The following is a 17,941-nucleotide window of genomic DNA, read 5'->3' on the forward strand; positions in this document are numbered from 1 at the left end:
CCCACTGGCTGACACAAAAACTGTAGGAGTGAGCCTGCTCGCGATAGCAATCTGTCAGTCAACGATTATGGTGTCTGGCAGCCCGCCATCGCGAGCAGGCTCACTCCCACAATGGATTTTTGTTTTGTCTGCGGGGTCAGTGGCGCTCCAGCCATTCTTTCCGGGTGATTTCCCAGATTTCCCGTGGAAAACGCCCACCGACGAAATCATCTTCATCGGTCCGGATCAAGCGCATCCCGGCGCGCTCCGAGAGTCTGCGCGAGCCGGTATTCGGCGCCGCTTTCGGCACACGCATCAGCGGGCGTTGAAGTACGTTGAACCAGTAATCGGTCACCGCTGCGCTCGCTTCGGTCATAAAGCCCTGACCTTGCCACGCCGGTGTCAGCCAGAATCCACGGTGGTTGTCAGTTTGATCCATCAGGCTGATGTTGCCGATCAACTGTTCGGGCGCGGACTTGCGGCGAATCGACCAGTGCCATTCCTTACCCGCCGCCACGGCCGGCAAGGCAACATCGCGCAAATAGGTGAGGGCGCCGTCCTCGGGATACGGCCATGGCACCGCCGCGTTCAGATAACGCACCACATCCCAGTGGGGAAACAGTTGCTGCACGGCGTCGGCATCGGCCAGTTGCAACGGGCGCAGGATCAGTCGTTCGGTGTACAGCGTCGGTGTGTCTTCCATAAACCTGCAGCCTCCCTGAATGCCTTTAATGAACGGAGCAGGCTAACGCATTTTTACCAGGTCGCGGCAGTGGCCTTGGGCAGGCTGAGCTTGCCGCTGTCGACAAAGCGCATGGTGCCAAACAGACCTCCGGCAAGCTTGCCGCGCAGCACGTAGGGCAGGTTGTCGAGGGTTTGTGTCTGGCTCAGGCCCAAGGTCTGGCGCAGTACCGAGAACGCCGAGATGCTGACCGGCACGCTGACAATGGTTTCGGAGAAGCGTGGGATCGAACCGCTCTGATCGCTGACACCCGAGGCCAGTGAATGACCGTTGACCTCCAGATCCAGCGCGATGCCGTTGTAGTCGATGGCCGTCTCATTGGGGTTCTGTACGCGAATCTTGATGGCGAAGCGCACTTCCAGATCCTGGCTTGGCAACGGTTCGAGGCCGACTACGTTGATGTTCACCGGATCACGGTTGGGGAATAGCGCACAGGCGCTGAGGGACAGCAGAAGCAGTGACAGAATGACGGCTTGAAAACGGCGCATAAACGGTCTCTCAACAAAAAAGGGCTGAACCGTCGCCGGCTCAGCCCTTTCTATTGAAGGCCAGACGTTAGCGGTTCAACTGTGCGACAGCCGCCGCTGGGGCAGGTTCACCTTTGGCCGGCATGTCCGGGTTTTCCATGACCTGAAGAATAGAAGCTTCCGGGTCGAAATCGTCTTCTTCCAGCTCAATGAATTCTTCCGGCAGGAAGATGTTCAGCACGATAGCGCACAACGCGCCGACGGTGATCGGCGATTCGAAGATGTTGCGCAGCGCTTGCGGCAGTTCGCGCAACACTTCCGGCACTGCCGCGATGCCCAGGCCCATGCCCAGCGAAATCGCCACGATCAGCATGTTGCGCCGGTGCAGGCCGGCTTCGGCGAGGATCTTGATCCCGGCCACCGCCACAGTGCCAAACATCACCAGTTCGGCGCCGCCGAGTACCGGTTTCGGCATCAGTTGCAACACCGCGCCGATCATCGGGAACAGCCCCAGCAGCACCAGCAGACCGGCAATGAAGAAGGCCACGTAACGGCTGGCCACGCCGGTGAGCTGAATCACGCCGTTGTTCTGCGCGAAGGTCACCATTGGCATGCTGTTGAACACGGCGGCCATGGCCGAGTTGAGGCCGTCTGCGAGCAGGCCGGACTTGATCCGCCGGATGTAGAGCGGGCCTTTGACCGGTTGCCGGGAAATCATCGAGTTGGCGGTCAGGTCACCCGCGGCCTCCAGCGGCGACACGAGGAAAATCACCGCCACTGGCACGAACGCCACCCAGTCGAAGTTGAAACCGTACTTGAACGGCACTGGCACGCTGACCAGTGGCACCTCTGGCATCGAGGCGAAATCCACGGTGCCCATCAGCCATGCGACTACGTAGCCAAGGGTCAGGCCGATAACGATCGCGCCCAAGCGCAGAAACGGCACGTCGACGCGGTTCAACACGACGATGGTGCCGATCACCAGCGCCGCCAGAAACACATGGCTGGCTGCGCCCAAGTCAGGCGCGCCGAAACCGCCGGCGATGTCGGTCATCGCCACTTTGATCAGCGACAGCCCCATCAGCGTGATGATGGTGCCGGTGACCACCGGGGTGATCAACATGCGCAGTTTGCCGATGAACTGGCTCAGCACCACCTCGATGAACGCGGCAAAAAAGCACACACCGAAGATCGTCGAGAGGATTTCATCGGTGCCGCCACCGCGCGCCTTGACCATGAACCCGGCGCTGAGAATCACGCTGATAAAGGAAAAACTGGTGCCTTGCAGACACAACAACCCCGAACCGACCGGGCCAAAACGCTTGGCCTGGACGAAAGTGCCGAGCCCGGAGACGAACAGCGCCATGCTGATCAGGTAAGGGATTTCACTTTGCAGACCGAGGGCGCCGCCCATGATCAGGGTTGGGGTGATGATGCCGACGAAGCTGGCCAGCACGTGTTGCAGCGCGGCAAACACTGTGGCGGTCAGGTGCGGACGATCGTTGAGGCCGTAAATCAGGTCGTTGTTGCGCGGGGCTTTTTCAGAGGCGGTCATGGTGTTTTGCGCGCCGCGAGGCGGGGCCGGGTCAGAAAATGGAGGCGCAGAATGCCGGAAGAGGGCGGTAAGGGCAACGAGCAATAACTGCCTGAAAGGTCAGGTTTTATGGGTCGCTATCAGCAAACTCCCCTGTAGGAGCTGTCGAGTGAAACGAGGCTGCGATCTTTTAAGATCAAAGGATCGTCCGATCGCGGCCCGAGCCTGCGGCAGCTCCTACACGAGATTGAATGCGCCCAGTAAATCCTCTTCAAAAGCTTTTTGCGCATCCCCCGGCACCTGCGCCCGATGCCGGGCCAGATGAAAGTCGACTTCGAAACTCAACTCGCCCTCACGAATTGGCCGCAGCAGGCCCTTTTCTTGCCAGCTCCGCGCATAGTGATCCGGCAGATAACCCACATGTTTGCCGGACAGAATAAACGTCAGCGTACCCTCAACCTGCTCCGAGCGCGCCGAGCAGACCTTGCCCTGAAACGGCTCGTCACTGCGAAAAAATCGATAGGGGTGATCGACCCGGTCGCAGGCCTGCAACGCGGCATCGCTGGGTGCGTAATCAGTGAACAATGGATGGCCAGCAGCGCAGTACAAATGCTGGGTTTCGCTGAACAACTGGCGATAGTCGAAGGCACTTTGCACCTGCGAAAAATAGCCGATCGCCAAGTCCAGCCGCTGTTGCAACAGCAGCCGTTCCATTTCGCCGGGCATGGCGCTGATCAGTTCGATGCGCACCGACTCATCACGCTCGCGAAAACGCCGGATCGCCGCCGCCACCCGTTGCAGCACCGACTGATCGACCGACTCGGAAATCCCCAGGCGCACTTCACCGATCAAGCGCCCGGCGACGCCGTTGGATTGATGGCGGAACGTTTCAATCGATTCAAACAGCGTGCGCACCGCGATCAGCAACTGCTCGCCCTTGGGCGTGACACTGAAACCGCCCTTGCCACGGCTGCACAGACGATAGCCGAGGCGAGTTTCGAGTTTAGCCATTTGCTGGCTGATGCTCGACTGGCTCAGGCCCAGATCACCCTGGGCTGCGCTGAAGCCACCGCACTCGACCACCCGCACAAACAGGCGCAACAGTTGCAAGTCCACATCGTGGAGTTGACCCAACATCACATTACTCCTGGATAAAGTCAGGATAATTATTCGACAATTTTTCTAATGTATCCGACGGCGCATCCTGCAACCACTTCCTCTGGTCAGGTGTTCGTCATGGCTCCCGTGTTCAAGCTGTGTTTCCCCGCGCTTTTGTTGTTGGTGGCTGTTCAGGCTCAGGCCGAGGACAAGACACTCAATCTCTACAGCTGGGCCGATTACGTGCCGCCGCCAACTCTGCAACGGTTTGAGCAGGAAACCGGTATTCATGTGCGTTACGACACCTTTGATACTTCCGAGGTGCTGGAGACCAAGTTGCTCACCGGCGGCAGTGGTTATGACGTGGTGGTGCCGTCGTCCAGCGTTCTGGCCCGTGGACTTGCGGCGGGTGCCTTGAAAGAAATTCCTCATGAGGGCCTCAAGGGCTACGCCAATCTTGATCCGGATTTGCTGGAGAAAATGGCCGCTGTCGACCCCGGCAATCGCTATGGCGTGCCGTACACCTGGGGCACGCTGGGTCTGGGCATGAACGTCGAGGCCGTGAAGCAGCGTCTGCCTGACGTACCGCTGAACAGCCTCGACCTGCTGTTCAAACCGGAGAACGCCAGCAAGCTCAAGGACTGCGGCATCGCGATCCTCGATTCGCCGCAGGAGGTCATCGGTCTGGCCCTGCATTATTTGGGCAAGGATCCCTACAGCACCGACAAAAACGACCTGGCCGCCGCCGAGGCGTTGTTGCAGAAACTCCAGCCGTCGGTGCTCTATGTCGCCAGCGGCCGGCAGATCAATGACTTGGCCAGCGGAAACGTGTGCCTCGCGCTGACCTACAACGGCGACGCGAGCATGGCCGCTGATCAGGCACACAAGGCTAATAAACCGTACGAAGTGGCCTACCGCATTCCCAAGGAAGGCACGCTGGTGTGGCAGGACAATCTGGCCATTCCCAAAGACGCGCCGCACCCCGAAGCCGCACGGGCGTTCATCGAATTCATGCTGCGCCCCGATTCCGTGGCCGAACTGACCAACACACTGTTTTTTGCCACCGCCAACCAAGCCGCCACGCCGTTGGTGGATGAGGCCGTGCGTAACGATCCCGACATCTATCCGCCGAGCGAAGTGCGCGCGCGGCTGTATGCCGATCGCAGCATGAGCCTCAAGGACATGCGCCAGCGCACGCGTCTGTGGACCACTTTCCGTAGCCACCAATAACCACAGGAGCCCCACGATGGATGTGCCTATGCAAAACGATCAGGCCATGACCCGCGACAGCCTCTACGGCACCGCCGCCGAAAGTACGTACGCCGGCATTACCAGTTTCATGCGTCGGCGCTACAGCCGTGACTTGCGCGGCGTCGATGTCGCGGTCAGCGGCGTGCCGTTCGACACCGCCACCAGCAACCGTCCCGGCGCCCGCTTCGGACCACGCGGGATTCGCGCCGCTTCCACCGGGATTGCCTGGGAACGCCACTGGCCGTGGACGTTTGACCCGTTCGATCATCTGGCGGTCATCGATTATGGCGACTGCGATTTCGATTTCGGCGCGCCACACAGCATTCCGCAAAGCATCGAAGCTCACGCCGAGCACATTCTGACCGCTGGCAGCGCGATGCTGACGTTTGGCGGTGACCACTTCATCAGCTACCCGTTGCTCAAGGCCCACGCGCGCAAACATGGGACGTTGTCGCTGATTCACTTCGATGCGCACAGCGACACCTGGCCGGACGAAGAGGGCAAACGGGTCGATCATGGCACCATGTTCTGGCACGCCGCTCGGGAAGGGCTGGTGGATCCGGCAAGCTCGGTGCAGATCGGCTTGCGCACGACCAATGACGATCATATGGGGTTTCAGGTACTCGATGCCCGGCAGGTGCATCGGCGTGGTTGCGACGCCATTGTCGAAGCCATCCGCGCGCGGGTTGGCGATAACCCGGTGTACCTGACGTTCGATATTGATTGCCTCGATCCGGCGTTTGCACCGGGCACCGGCACGCCGGTGTGCGGCGGCTTGAGCACCGCGCAAGCGCTGGAGATTCTTGGCGGTTTACGCGGCATCAATCTGGTCGGGATGGACGTGGTGGAAGTCGCCCCGGCTTACGACCACGCCGACGTTACCTCACTGGCCGCTGCCACACTGGCGATGGAAATGCTCTGCCTCTACGCCGCCCGCCACAAGGTTGATATTTAACCCGCGCACCATAACCCCTGTGGGAGCGAGCCTGCTCGCGAAGGCGTCAGTTCAGCCAACATCTTTGTTGACTGACCCGCCGCTTTCGCGAGCAGGCTCGCTCCCACAATGGGATTTTATTCCCTCTCGATATTCCGCTACCCCCAAAAGAGCAGGCTTGATCAACCTGCCTTCTCACATTGCTCCTGCCAGTTTCTGACACCAGCCTCTGCTAAGCTCGAACATCTTTGCCCTCCAGAGCCTGCCCAACGTGTCGCGTACCACTCGTCTTTTGACTTTGCTGCAAGTGCTGCGCGGCAAGAAGCGCCCGGTGACGGCGGCAACCCTGGCTGCCGAGCTGGAAGTGTCCGAGCGCACGCTCTATCGCGATATCGCGGAACTGACCGCCCTCGGCGCGCCGATCCATGGCGAGGCGGGGATTGGTTATGTGTTGCGCAGCGGCCTGTTTCTGCCGCCGCTGATGCTCAATGCCGACGAAACCGAAGCCATCGTCCTCGGTTTGCGTTACGTCGATCAGCGCGGTGACGAAGTCCTGGGCAAAGCCGCGGCGGATGCGCTGGCGAAAATTGCTGCCGTGCTCGATCCGCAGGCCCAGGAAACGCTGCGCAATCCTACCGTGATGGCGGGCCCGCCGGGTTATGGTTTTCCGCAAAACGCCGTGCCGTTGAACGTGTTTCGCCATGCCATCCGCGACCAGGCCAAACTGCACATCGATTACGCCGACGCGCAACAGGTGCCCAGCCAGCGGTTGATCTGGCCCTTGGCGCTGGGCTTCCTCAACGAGGTGCGAATCATCGTTGCGTGGTGCGAATTGCGCAGCGCCTATCGTACGTTTCGTACCGATCGGATCAGCGCGGCCAGCCGCCAGGGCGAGGGTTATCCGGGACGGCGCAGCGACCTGTTGCGCACATGGCGCGAGCAGATGCAACTGGATGAAAGCGGGCGTTTCACTCCTGACAAAAACTGACGCAACGCTGTTTTAGGATGGTCGCAGAACCAAACAAAAAGGAGCTGCAACCATGTCTCATCCCGTCTCTGCACTGGCCCCGGCGATTGCTGCGTATATCGATGCGGCCAACGCACGCGATACTTCCAGGGTCGCCAGTTTTTTTGCCGAGGATGCCAACGTGTTCGACGAGGGCCAACATCAGGTCGGCCCGCAAGCCATCGCGCAATGGATGCACGACACCGGGCAACGCTATCAGCCAAGGGTCGAAGTGCTGGACGTGCAGCAGCGCACCGGCAAAGTGCTGGTACACGGGCTGATTTCCGGAACCTTCCCCGGCAGTCCGGCGCAGCTGCGCTACACATTTCGCTTGAACGAGCAGGGGAAAATCGCCCGACTGGACATTTCCCTGTAACCATCGTGGCATACTGCCGCGCATGACTTTCGACTCTCCTCTCAGCGCCTGGCAACACGCCGTCCAACACAAGGGCTTCGTCCAGGATGAAGCCCAGGAACACGCGGTCTGGGCGTTGCAAAAATGCCATGAAGCGCTGCACGCCGGGGCCGGTTCGGTCAGCGGCGTTTATCTGTGGGGGCCGGTCGGGCGCGGCAAGACCTGGTTGATGGATCAGTTCTATCAGAGCCTGCGGGTGCCGGCGCGACGCCAACACTTTCATCACTTCATGGGCTGGGTGCATCAGCGTTCATTCCAGTTGACCGGGATTGCCGATCCGTTGCGCGCGCTGGCCAGGGAGCTGGCGGCCGAGGTGCGGGTGCTGTGTTTCGATGAGTTGTTCGTCAACGACATCGGGGACGCGATCATTCTCGGTCGGTTGTTTCAGGTGATGTTCGACGAAGGCGTGGTGATCGTCTGTACGTCCAATCTGCCGCCGGATGATCTTTACGCCGATGGCTTCAATCGCGACCGGTTTGTGCCGGCGATTGCCGCGATCAAGGCGCATATGCAGGTGGTTGCGGTGAATGGCGCCGAGGATCATCGCTTGCATCCGGGGACGGGCCTGCAACGCTACTTTGTCGCCACATCTGCAGTCAGTGCGCTGAACGAAGTCTTTCAGGCATTGACCGCCGGCCAAGCAGCCAGCGCCGAACCGGTGGCGGTCGGGCATCGCCAGTTGAACGTGGTGCAGGCCAGTGAAACGGTGTTGTGGTGCCGCTACGCCGATCTCTGCGAGCAACCGTTTGCCGCCATGGATTTCATCGCGCTGTGCGACCGCTACACGGCTATTCTGTTGAGCGAAGTACCCAATCTCAGTGCGCAGAAACGCGAAGGGCGGATCGCGCGTGGCACTGAAGATGGCGCGCAGCGGGTAGTTGCGGGCGACCGTGAGTTGCCGCAATTGTCGGTTCACGACGACGGCGTGCGGCGTTTCATTGCGCTGGTCGACGAGTGCTACGACCGCAAGGTGCCGCTGTACATCGAAGCGCAAGTACCCATGGATGCGCTGTACACCGAGGGTTATCTGGAATTTCCGTTCCGCCGCACCCTCAGTCGCTTGCAGGAGATGCAGCTGCAGCGTTTTGCCGAAGCTTGAATGGAAGAGGGCGCCGACATGAGCCAAGCGTTATCCCATCATTTGCTGACCATGGCATACCAGAATGCCTGGGCCAATCATCGCCTGGCCAAGGCCTGGACGCAGCTGAGTGCGACGGATCTGGCGGCGCCTCGGGTGAGTTTTTTTCCGAGCATTCGTCTGACCCTCAATCACATCCTCACCTGCGACTGGTTCTACGTCGATGCACTGGAGCGCGAGCTGCGCGGAGCTGAACCGCACCCCGATTGCTACGTGTTTTTCAACGTGGACGAGCCGTTTGCCGACGGCCCGCAACTGCGCGAAGAGCAGGCCCACGTTGATCGACGTCTGATCGCCTATTGCGAGCAACTGCGCGATGCCGATCTGACGCGCATCGTCACCATTGCCCGTGATACGCCGCAGCACGACAGCCGTTTGCGCATGCTTTCGCACCTGTTCGAACATCAGATTCATCACCGTGGACAGGTGCACGCGATGCTCAGTGATACTTCGGTGAAGCCGCCGCAACTGGATGAGTTTTTCTGTGTCGGCGAGAGTGGACTGCGCGCTGAGGATTTTGCCGAACTGGGCTGGACTGAAGAGTTGATCTGGGGCCACTGAAAAAGCAAAAGATCGTCCGATCTTTTGCATTTGTCGGTTGCCCGCCCGATCACCCCCGCGCTAATGTCAGACAGCCTTTCAGTACGCACTTTGCGCGCCGGGGCTTTTGTGTTCGGGGATGGAAATGGATTCCGCAGAAATTCTTGTACTTCAGGCCAGCTACAGTAATCCAACGCACGCCGAGGCCATCGGTATCGTGCTCAACCACTATGCAGAAGACCCAATGGGCGGCGGTCATTCGCTCGACCCTGAGCTGCTGCGCCGACTGCCCGAAGAACTGGCCCGGCGCCCGCATGCGTTCAGCGTCCTGGCCTTCGTCGGTGGTGAACCGGCGGGACTGGTGAACTGCTTTGAAGGGTTTTCCACGTTTGCCTGCAAGCCGCTGGTCAACGTCCATGACGTGGCGGTGGTGGGCCGGTTTCGCGGTCTCGGCCTGAGCCAGAAGATGCTGCAGAAAGTCGAGGAAATTTCTCGCCAGCGCGGTTGCTGCAAAATCACCCTCGAAGTGCTGGAAGGCAACGCCGTGGCGCAGAATGCCTACAGCAAGTTCGGCTTTGCGCCGGGCATGTTCGACCCGGATCACGGGCGTATGCTGTTCTGGATCAAGAATCTGCAAGCCTGAAAGCCTGAAAAGCCCCTCACCCTAACCCTCTCCCAGAGGGAGAGGGGACTGACCGAGGTGTTTGGGCGAGATACGTCGACCTGAAACATCAAGCCGAACTCAGGTTTTGAATAGCATGAAAATCGGCTCCCTTTCCCCCTCGCCCCTTTGGGGAGAGGGCTGGGGTGAGGGGGTTGGATCTTGCTGACCCAACCCCATCTGCGAACTCGCGACAGCATAAGGTCGAACACCCCGCTCATTGCCCATAAAAAAGGCGCCCCAATCAGGGCGCCAAACTGTCTTCTTCCAGGCCAGAGCGGAGCCACGGAAGGTCCATCGGTTGCTCGGTCAATCTCAGTCGCGATACGACTCGGTCACTTGCGCCGTCTGATCGGCGGGAACGCGAATTTCCTTCGCGTTGGCGTCGCTCTTCTGCTCGCTCTGGGCTTGGTGAACCGGGAAGTTGTCGTAGTAATAACGCATACGCTCAGCGCCGCCCTCGGCAAAAACGCTGGCAGAACCCAGGGCAAACAGCCCGGCAAGGATTGCGGTAGTGATTTTCATGGTGCCTCCTACTGAACAAGTGGGAGCCGTTCGTCCATGAAGCAGATCTCGGAAGAGAGTCTGGGAGGCCTGAATTAACTCGGGGTTAACGCCCGTTCAGTGGAGTTTTTGCAGCATGTTGCAGAACATTTGATAGTCGGGATCGGGGGGCACCTGTCAGAGCTGACCGTGGCGACGCATTGGACGGGGCAGAGGTAACAAGCGAAATTCGAGGCAGGCTGGATGAGTTTTCTGCGGACATGAAAAAGGGGCCGGTTTCGGCCCCTTCTGGTGTTACTTCTGCGCGACATCCGCCGGCGCGGCGTCGGTTTTCTTCGGCTTCATCAAACTGAAGTCGATCAGCGCACGCTGCTCGGTCTGGTACGGGTCGCCGATCAGCAGGGGGCGAGCCTTGAAGCTGTCGCTGACCAGGCTCTTGCTGTGGTCGAGTTCATCGAAGCTCAAACCGGCCAGGTCAGCCCAAGTGTGGATCAGATGCGAGCTGCTATACGGGCGATCGAGGTCGGCGGCGAAGTTCCAGTCGTGATTGGCTTTCCACTTTGGCGACGCCCAGGCCATGAACGGGATGGTGTACATCGGCGCTGTCGGTTTGTTTTCGTTGCGGCCCAGGGTCTTGTGGCCTACCGAGTCGAACACGTCTTCACCGTGGTCCGAGAGGTACAGCAGGAAGCCATTCGGATCGGATTTGGCGTAATCCTTGATCAGGCTCGACACCACGAAGTCGTTGTACAGCACGGCATTGTCGTAGCTGTTGTAGGTCGGGACTTGGTCGTCACGCACGCCGGCTGGTACGCCGGTGCGGTCCTGGAACTTGTCGAACGTCGGCGGATAGCGGTACTGATAGCTCATGTGCGTGCCGAGCAAATGCACAACGATCAGCTTGCGTGGCGCCGCGTCAGCCAGGGCCTTGTTGAACGGCTCGATCACATCACCATCGTACTGCGCGGCGTTCTGGTTGCGGTTGTTGTTCAGGTACACCTGCTCGTCGGCCTGTTCGGAGAACGTGGTGAGCATGGTGTTGCGCTTGGTCATGGTCTGCTGGTTGGTGATCCAGAAGGTCTTGTAGCCGGCCTGTTTCATCATGCTGACCAGCGACGGTGTCGACAGGTACAGGTCGGGGTGCTCTTCGTCAGCGAAGGTCAGCACCTGCTGCAACGCCTCAATGGTGTACGGACGCGGAGTGACGACGTTGTCGAAAACCGCCAGTTGATCCTTGAGCTTGTCCAGTTCCGGCGTGGTGTTGCGCTGATAGCCATAAAGGCTCATGCGCTGACGGTTGGTCGATTCGCCGATCACCAGCACCAGGGTCTTCGGCTGGTCGGCCGAGGCGTCCTTGAGGTTTTTCAGCGGCGGGATCTTGCTCACGTTGTGCAGCATGCCCTGCATGTCGGCGAGGGTTTCCTGGTAACGGTGATAGGCCACGACCATCTGCCATGGCACCGCCGGCTCGATGCGGGTTTCGAATTTCTCGAAGCCTTGGGCAAAGGTGCCCATGCGCATTGTCTGTTTGACCAGCGGATAACCGATCACCGCAATGAGGATTGCCATCGCCGCGACGAATGCGCGGCCACGGGGCATGTATACCGGACGCAGACGCGTCCACAGGAAGTAAGCGAAGGCGGTGTGTGCGAGGAACGCTGGCACCATCCACCAGGCAAAGTACTGGGTCATGTACTCGCCGGCTTCAGAGATGTTCGACTCGAACATGATGAAGATGACGCTCTGGGAGAACTCCTGCTCATAGATGAAAAAGTAGCCCAGGCTGGCCATCGAGCAGGCCCACAGCACCACGCCAATGATGGCAGCGAGCAGTTTGGTGCGTTTGGGGAACAGCAACATCGGTGCTAGCCAGATCGCGCTCATGACGAACGCCTGACGGAACCCGGTGAAGCCGGAGGTGCCGGTCAGCTGGATCAGCAGTTGGGTGATACCCGAGAAGTACCAGAAGAATACAAACAGCCAGAGAAATCCGGCCCAATCGAAACCTGTCGCAGTCGTTTTGCTGCGTTTGAACAATGCCATTCGGCGCTCCAGCTCACTCGTTACAACCACCGCCGGAACATCCATGAAGCCGACGAACGGAGGCCGTACACGCAGGTACGGCCAGAATGGGGCGGAGTATTACGAAGAGAATGTGAAAAGTTTGTGAGTTGCCGCTTTGCTCTATAGAGAGGAGGGCAGCGATGGATCATGTCGGGAACAGCGGCGGCCGTTCCCGAAACAGGCGGGGATCAGGCGTGGGGGTGACGCTGAACGACCGGCAAAGGTTGCGGCTGCACACCTTGGGTCAACAGGCGCAGCTGCGCCAGCTCCTGTTTCAACTGGTCGCGTTCGTCTTTCAACTGGCGCAATTCATCGCGACGGATTGTCACGTACAGGGTTTGTGGCGGCATTGCTGTGTGTACTGTGCCCATTGCTCACCTCGCAAATGGCGTGCATCAACTGTAGGTCGTCCCCGCTTTGGGGTACTGACTTACTATCGGCGCCGATTTTGATTTCTTTTGCCTGTGAATGGAACTTTTTTATTTTTCATGGTCGGTGTGTCTTCGGCAGGATTCGGGGCGTTATCAGTCTGGATCGGGCACAATGCCCGGAAACTTCATCGCAACGCTCTGGACTAACCTCCATCAGTCGCGTTGGGCTATAACCAATGACACACATTTATTTGTAGTAAGGAGCATCAGCACATGCAACTCGGGATTATTGGACTGGGCCGCATGGGCGGCAATATTGCGCGACGTCTGATGCTCAACGGTCACACCACCGTTGTTTACGACCGCAATACCGCTTTCATCGAGAACCTGGTCGCCGAGGGCTCCACCGGCGTCGCCGACTTGCCGGCAATGGTTGCCGGCCTGGCCAAACCGCGTGCGGTCTGGGTCATGTTGCCGGCCGGCGCGCCGACCGAAGACACCATCAACACCCTGAGCACTTTGCTCGAAGCCGGCGATACCATCATCGACGGCGGCAACACCAACTATAAGGATGACATCCGCCGGGCCAAAACTCTGGCCGAGAAAGGCCTGCACTACATCGACGTCGGTACCTCCGGCGGCGTCTGGGGCCTGGAACGTGGCTATTGCATGATGATCGGCGGTGACGCCGAAACCGTGCAGCGCCTCGACCCGCTGTTCGCTGCTCTGGCGCCGGGCATGGGTGATATCCCGCGCACCAAGGATCGCAAGTCCGACGACCACCGCGCCGAACACGGCTACATCCACGCCGGTCCCGCCGGTGCCGGGCACTTCGTGAAGATGATTCACAACGGTATCGAGTACGGCATGATGGCCGCGTTCGCCGAGGGCTTCGACATCCTCAAGACCAAGTCCAGTGAGCGCCTGCCGGAAGATCAGCGTTTCGACCTCAATGTGGCCGACATCGCTGAAGTGTGGCGCCGTGGCAGCGTGGTGTCGTCGTGGTTGCTCGACCTGACCGCCGATGCACTGGCCAGCGATCCGAAGCTCGACGGCTTCTCCGGTTCGGTTGCCGACAGCGGTGAAGGTCAATGGACCATCGAAGCGGCCATGGAACAAGCGGTGCCGGTACCGGTGCTGTCGAACTCGCTGTTCTCGCGCTACCGCTCGCGCGGTCAGGGCACCTTTGGCGACAAGATTCTTTCGGCCCAGCGCTTCGGCTTCGGCGGCCACGTGGAGACACCGAAGAAATGACCCATACGATCCGCAGAAAATCCAAGGCAGAACCCGCACCACCGACCACGCTGTTTTTGTTCGGTGCCCACGGCGACCTGGTCAAGCGCTTGCTGATGCCGGCGCTGTACAACCTCAGTCGCGACGGCTTGCTTGACGACAATCTGCGGATCGTCGGCGTTGACCACAACGCCATTACCGATGAAGCCTTCGCGCAGAAGCTCGAAGATTTCATCCGCACCGAAGTGGCGGCGAAGGTCGGCAAGGGCGACCAGATGCTTGATCCGGCTTTGTGGGCCAAGCTCGCCAAAGGTATCAGCTACGTCCAGGGTGATTTCCTGGACGACAGCACTTATTCCGCGCTGGCGGCGAAAATCGCCGACAGCGGCACCGGCAATGCGGTGTTCTACCTGGCCACCGCGCCGCGTTTCTTCAGTGAAGTGGTGCGCCGTCTCGGCGCGGCCAAATTGCTCGAAGAAACTCCCGAAGCGTTCAGAAGGGTGGTGATCGAGAAGCCGTTCGGCTCCGATCTGCAAACCGCCGAAGCGTTGAACGCCTGTTTGCTCAAGGTGATGTCCGAGAAGCAGATCTATCGGATCGACCATTATCTGGGCAAGGAAACCGTGCAGAATATTCTCGTCAGCCGGTTCTCCAACAGCCTGTTCGAAGCCTTCTGGAACAATCACTACATCGACCACGTGCAGATTACCGCCGCCGAAACCGTCGGCGTCGAAACCCGTGGCAGTTTTTACGAACACACCGGCGCCCTGCGTGACATGGTGCCCAATCACCTGTTCCAGTTGCTGGCCATGGTTGCCATGGAACCGCCGGCCGCGTTTGGCGCCGATGCGGTGCGCGGCGAGAAGGCCAAGGTTGTGGGGGCAATTCGTCCGTGGACCACTGAAGAGGCGCGGGCCAACTCGGTGCGCGGTCAGTACAGCGCCGGTGAGGTCGACGGCAAGCCGCTGAGCGGTTATCGCCAGGAGCCCAACGTCTCGCCTGACAGCAACACCGAAACCTACGTGGCACTGAAGGTGATGATCGACAACTGGCGCTGGGTCGGCGTGCCGTTCTACCTGCGCACCGGCAAGCGCATGAGCGTGCGCGACACCGAGATCGTCATCTGCTTCAAACCGGCGCCGTACGCGCAGTTCCGTGACACCGAAGTCGACGAATTGCAGCCGACTTACTTGCGCATCCAGATCCAGCCCAACGAAGGCATGTGGTTCGACCTGCTGGCCAAACGGCCGGGGCCGGCGTTGAACATGGCCAACATCGAGCTGGGTTTTGCTTACAAAGACTTTTTCGAGATGCAGCCGTCGACCGGGTACGAAACCCTGATCTATGACTGCCTGACCGGCGATCAGACGCTGTTCCAGCGTGCTGACAACATCGAGAACGGCTGGCGCGCGGTACAGCCGTTCCTTGATGCCTGGCAGCAGGATGCAAGTGTGCAGACCTACGCCGCTGGTGAGGACGGCCCGCAGGCTGCTGAAGACCTGCTGACTCGCGATGGCCGCGTCTGGCATGGCCTCGGATGAGTGACTTTCCGCAACAACCCATCCGTTTTCTGCTCAGTGACATGGACGGCACGCTGCTGCTGCCCGATCACACGCTGAGCCAGCGCACCATCGAAACAGTGCGTTCGCTGCGTGAGGCTGGCGTGCTGTTCAGCCTCGCCACCGGTCGACCACCGAAAGCCATGTTGCAGCAGATCGAAGCCTTGGGTGTTGATCTGCCGACGGCGGCGTTCAATGGCGGCACTATCGTCAATCCTGACGGCAGTCTTTTGGTCGCGCATTACCTGCCGGCCAGCACCGGGCTGATTGCGCTGGCCACGTTCGCCGATCAACCGGATGTGGAAATCTGGGTGTTCAGCGGCGGCGACTGGCTGCTCAAGGATCCTCACGGGCCGATGGTACCGCGCGAGCAGCATGGCCTCGGCTATCCGCCGGTGGTAGTGGAGAGTTTCGAGCCGTATCTTGAGCGCATCGACAAGATCGTCGCGACCAGTAACAACACTGAGCTGTTGATCGAACTGGAGGCGCAACTGCTGGCCAAGGTCAACGGCATGGCGCAGGTATCGCGTTCACAACCTGTTTATCTTGACGTGACCGCGCTGGAAGCCAACAAAGGCACCGCGCTGGCGACGCTGGCCGAACATCTCGGTATTCCATTAGAGCAGACAGCTGCCATCGGCGATGGCGGCAACGACCCGGCGATGTTCCATTGTGCAGGCTTTTCGATAGCCATGGCCCAGGCAGAGGACGCGGTAAAGCGCCAAGCCGACGTGGTCACTGCGCCGAACACTGAAGACGGCGTGGCGCAAGCGATCGAGAAATACATCCTCCCTCGCTGACCCCACCCCAAAACCAATGTGGGAGCGAGCCTGCTGGCGAAAGCGGAGTGTCATTCAACGAATCCGTTGTCTGACATTCCCTCTTCGCGAGCAGGCTCGCTCCCACGGGTTTATTCAGTGTTGGTTAGAGCCAGTAGCTCACCGCGTACCAGCCCAGCAGCCCCATCACAAAGGTGTAAGGCAACGCCATCCACACCATCCGCCCGTACGACAGGCGTACCAGCGGTGCAATCGCCGAGGTCAGCAGAAACAGGAATGCAGCCTGACCATTCGGCGTCGCCACGCTCGGCAGATTGGTACCGGTATTGATCGCGATCGCCAATGTCTCGAAATGCTCGCGGCTCATGTGGCCGGCGAGGAACGCCTGTTTCACTTCGGTGATGTAGATCGTGGCGACAAACACGTTGTCACTGATCGCCGACAGCAGACCGTTGGCAATGAACAGCATGCCCGGTTGTTGCTCGACCGGCAGGGCCAGTACCCACTCGATCAACGGCGCAAACAGCTGTTGATCGTGAATCACCGCAACCACCGCAAAAAACACCACCAGCAACGCCGTGAACGGCATGGCGTCCTTGAATGCGCTGCCCAGACGATGTTCGTCGGTGATGCCGGTAAACGCGGTGATCAACACAATCACCATCAAGCCGATCAGGCCGACTTCAGCGATATGAAAGGCCAGGCAGCCGATCAGGATCAGTGCCGCCGCGCCTTGCACCAGCAGGGCTGCGCGTTGGCGCGCCGTGCGCTCGGCGTTGTCTTCGGCGGCGTAATTGGCCAGCACGGCGCGAACATTGTCCGGCAGCAGGGTGCCGTAGCCGAACCAGCGCAGTTTCTCCAGCAACACGCAGGTGACCAGACCCGCGGCCAGCACCGGTATCGACACCGGCGCGACTTTCAGGAAGAACTCGGCGAAGTGCCAGCCCATTTCGTGGCCGATCAGCAGGTTTTGTGGTTCGCCCACCAGTGTGCAGACACCGCCAAGCGCCGTACCGACCGCGCCGTGCATCAACAGGCTGCGCAAGAACGCGCGGAATTGTTCCAGATCGTCATGGTGAAGTTTTGGCAGGTTCCGGTCGTCAGCAAACTCACTGTCCTGGCGCGGATCGTTGCCCGACGCGACACGGTGATAAACGGAATAGAAACCGACCGCCGCACTGATGATCACTGCGGTCACCGTCAAGGCATCGAGAAACGCCGACAGAAACGCGGAAAGAAAGCAGAACAGCAAGGCCAGTATCGCTTTTGAACGCACGCCCAACAGCAGGCGCGAGAACAGAAACAGCAACAGATCTTTCATGAAGTAGATACCGGCCACCATGAACATCAGCAGCAGGATCACCGGGAAGTTGTGCACCAGTTCATCGTAAAGCGCTTGCGGGGTGGTCATCTTCAGCAGCAGCGCTTCGATCAACAACAAACCGCCGGGCATCAGCGGATAGCACTTGAGCGCCATCGCCAGGGTGAAGATGAATTCGATCACCAGCAACCAGCCGGCCGCGACCGGGCCGACGCTGAACAGCACGACGGCGTTGAGGATGAGGAAACCGACGATGGTCGCCTTGTACCAGCGTGGCGAGTGCCCGAGAAAATTTTGCGCGAACGCCTGGGCCATTGAACCGGACATCGGCTGCTCCTTGTCTTT

Annotated in this window: 18 protein-coding genes; 10 read left to right on the top strand and 8 right to left on the bottom strand. The window is 59.8% G+C overall.

What is annotated here, in order from left to right; all coding sequences use genetic code 11:
* Positions 1–136: 136 nt before the first annotated feature.
* The 4 genes from CKW14_RS24475 to CKW14_RS24490 form a co-directional block, all read right to left on the bottom strand.
* Positions 137–682: a GNAT family N-acetyltransferase gene (locus CKW14_RS24475; RefSeq protein ID WP_095126274.1), complete on the bottom strand. Its 546-nt coding sequence runs from the start codon at positions 680–682 to the stop codon at positions 137–139.
* Positions 683–735: 53 nt separating this feature from the next.
* On the bottom strand, positions 736–1,209 hold the full coding sequence (locus CKW14_RS24480) for an LEA type 2 family protein (protein ID WP_093432857.1): 474 nt from the start codon (positions 1,207–1,209) through the stop codon (positions 736–738).
* A 67-nt stretch (positions 1,210–1,276) separates the two neighbouring features.
* Positions 1,277–2,743 carry a nucleobase:cation symporter-2 family protein gene (locus CKW14_RS24485; RefSeq protein WP_034156004.1) on the bottom strand — a complete coding sequence of 489 codons (1,467 nt, stop codon included), beginning with the start codon at positions 2,741–2,743 and terminating at the stop codon, positions 1,277–1,279.
* A 216-nt stretch (positions 2,744–2,959) separates the two neighbouring features.
* Positions 2,960–3,859 carry a LysR family transcriptional regulator gene (locus CKW14_RS24490; protein ID WP_095126275.1) on the bottom strand — a complete coding sequence of 300 codons (900 nt, stop codon included), beginning with the start codon at positions 3,857–3,859 and terminating at the stop codon, positions 2,960–2,962.
* 99 nt (positions 3,860–3,958) lie between these two features.
* Here CKW14_RS24490 and CKW14_RS24495 point away from each other — a divergent pair, with 99 nt between their 5' ends.
* The 7 genes from CKW14_RS24495 (at position 3,959) to CKW14_RS24525 (ending at position 9,747) form a co-directional block, all read left to right on the top strand.
* Entirely contained in the window at positions 3,959–5,050 is a 1,092-nt protein-coding gene (locus tag CKW14_RS24495; RefSeq protein WP_095126276.1) for a polyamine ABC transporter substrate-binding protein, read from the top strand.
* 16 nt (positions 5,051–5,066) lie between these two features.
* Entirely contained in the window at positions 5,067–6,026 is a 960-nt protein-coding gene (speB, locus tag CKW14_RS24500) for an agmatinase (RefSeq protein ID WP_095126277.1), read from the top strand.
* Positions 6,027–6,276: 250 nt separating this feature from the next.
* Complete coding sequence (locus CKW14_RS24505) at positions 6,277–6,993, top strand: YafY family protein (protein ID WP_095126278.1); 717 nt, start codon at positions 6,277–6,279, stop codon at positions 6,991–6,993.
* Positions 6,994–7,045: 52 nt separating this feature from the next.
* Positions 7,046–7,387: a nuclear transport factor 2 family protein gene (locus CKW14_RS24510; RefSeq protein WP_095126279.1), complete on the top strand. Its 342-nt coding sequence runs from the start codon at positions 7,046–7,048 to the stop codon at positions 7,385–7,387.
* A 22-nt stretch (positions 7,388–7,409) separates the two neighbouring features.
* Positions 7,410–8,525 carry a cell division protein ZapE gene (gene zapE, locus CKW14_RS24515; protein ID WP_095048850.1) on the top strand — a complete coding sequence of 372 codons (1,116 nt, stop codon included), beginning with the start codon at positions 7,410–7,412 and terminating at the stop codon, positions 8,523–8,525.
* 18 nt (positions 8,526–8,543) lie between these two features.
* Entirely contained in the window at positions 8,544–9,125 is a 582-nt protein-coding gene (locus CKW14_RS24520) for a DinB family protein (protein WP_095049087.1), read from the top strand.
* Positions 9,126–9,249: 124 nt separating this feature from the next.
* Positions 9,250–9,747 (top strand): GNAT family N-acetyltransferase, encoded by a 498-nt coding sequence (locus CKW14_RS24525; protein ID WP_093432839.1) that lies wholly within the window; start codon positions 9,250–9,252, stop codon positions 9,745–9,747.
* Positions 9,748–10,080: 333 nt separating this feature from the next.
* Here CKW14_RS24525 and CKW14_RS24530 read toward each other — a convergent pair whose 3' ends face one another.
* The 3 genes from CKW14_RS24530 to CKW14_RS24540 all read right to left on the bottom strand — a co-directional run bounded on the left by CKW14_RS24530 (position 10,081) and on the right by CKW14_RS24540 (position 12,704).
* Entirely contained in the window at positions 10,081–10,290 is a 210-nt protein-coding gene (locus tag CKW14_RS24530) for a hypothetical protein (protein WP_093432836.1), read from the bottom strand.
* Between the two features lie 273 nt (positions 10,291–10,563).
* Complete coding sequence (locus tag CKW14_RS24535; RefSeq protein WP_095048852.1) at positions 10,564–12,312, bottom strand: phosphoethanolamine transferase CptA; 1,749 nt, start codon at positions 12,310–12,312, stop codon at positions 10,564–10,566.
* Positions 12,313–12,521: 209 nt separating this feature from the next.
* Positions 12,522–12,704 (bottom strand): DUF6026 family protein, encoded by a 183-nt coding sequence (locus tag CKW14_RS24540; protein WP_007914840.1) that lies wholly within the window; start codon positions 12,702–12,704, stop codon positions 12,522–12,524.
* A 273-nt stretch (positions 12,705–12,977) separates the two neighbouring features.
* Here CKW14_RS24540 and gnd point away from each other — a divergent pair, with 273 nt between their 5' ends.
* Genes gnd through CKW14_RS24555 form a run of 3 tightly spaced genes read left to right on the top strand, consistent with a single transcriptional unit; the run spans position 12,978 to position 16,296 of the window.
* Positions 12,978–13,958: a phosphogluconate dehydrogenase (NAD(+)-dependent, decarboxylating) gene (gene gnd / locus CKW14_RS24545; RefSeq protein ID WP_095048853.1), complete on the top strand. Its 981-nt coding sequence runs from the start codon at positions 12,978–12,980 to the stop codon at positions 13,956–13,958.
* Positions 13,955–15,478, top strand: a complete 1,524-nt coding sequence (zwf, locus tag CKW14_RS24550) for a glucose-6-phosphate dehydrogenase (RefSeq protein ID WP_093432830.1) — start codon at positions 13,955–13,957, stop codon at positions 15,476–15,478. The genes gnd and zwf overlap by 4 nt, the downstream gene beginning before the upstream one ends.
* The gene (locus tag CKW14_RS24555) at positions 15,475–16,296 is read left to right on the top strand and encodes an HAD family hydrolase (RefSeq protein WP_095126280.1); all 822 of its coding nucleotides are present in this window, start codon (positions 15,475–15,477) and stop codon (positions 16,294–16,296) included. The genes zwf and CKW14_RS24555 overlap by 4 nt, the downstream gene beginning before the upstream one ends.
* Positions 16,297–16,420: 124 nt before the next feature.
* Here CKW14_RS24555 and nhaB read toward each other — a convergent pair whose 3' ends face one another.
* The gene (gene nhaB / locus CKW14_RS24560) at positions 16,421–17,923 is read right to left on the bottom strand and encodes a sodium/proton antiporter NhaB (protein ID WP_093432826.1); all 1,503 of its coding nucleotides are present in this window, start codon (positions 17,921–17,923) and stop codon (positions 16,421–16,423) included.
* Between the last annotated feature and the right edge of the window lie 18 nt (positions 17,924–17,941).

The organism is Pseudomonas sp. Irchel s3a12 (assembly GCF_900187485.1).
Taxonomy (GTDB): Bacteria; Pseudomonadota; Gammaproteobacteria; order Pseudomonadales; family Pseudomonadaceae; genus Aquipseudomonas; species Aquipseudomonas neuropathica.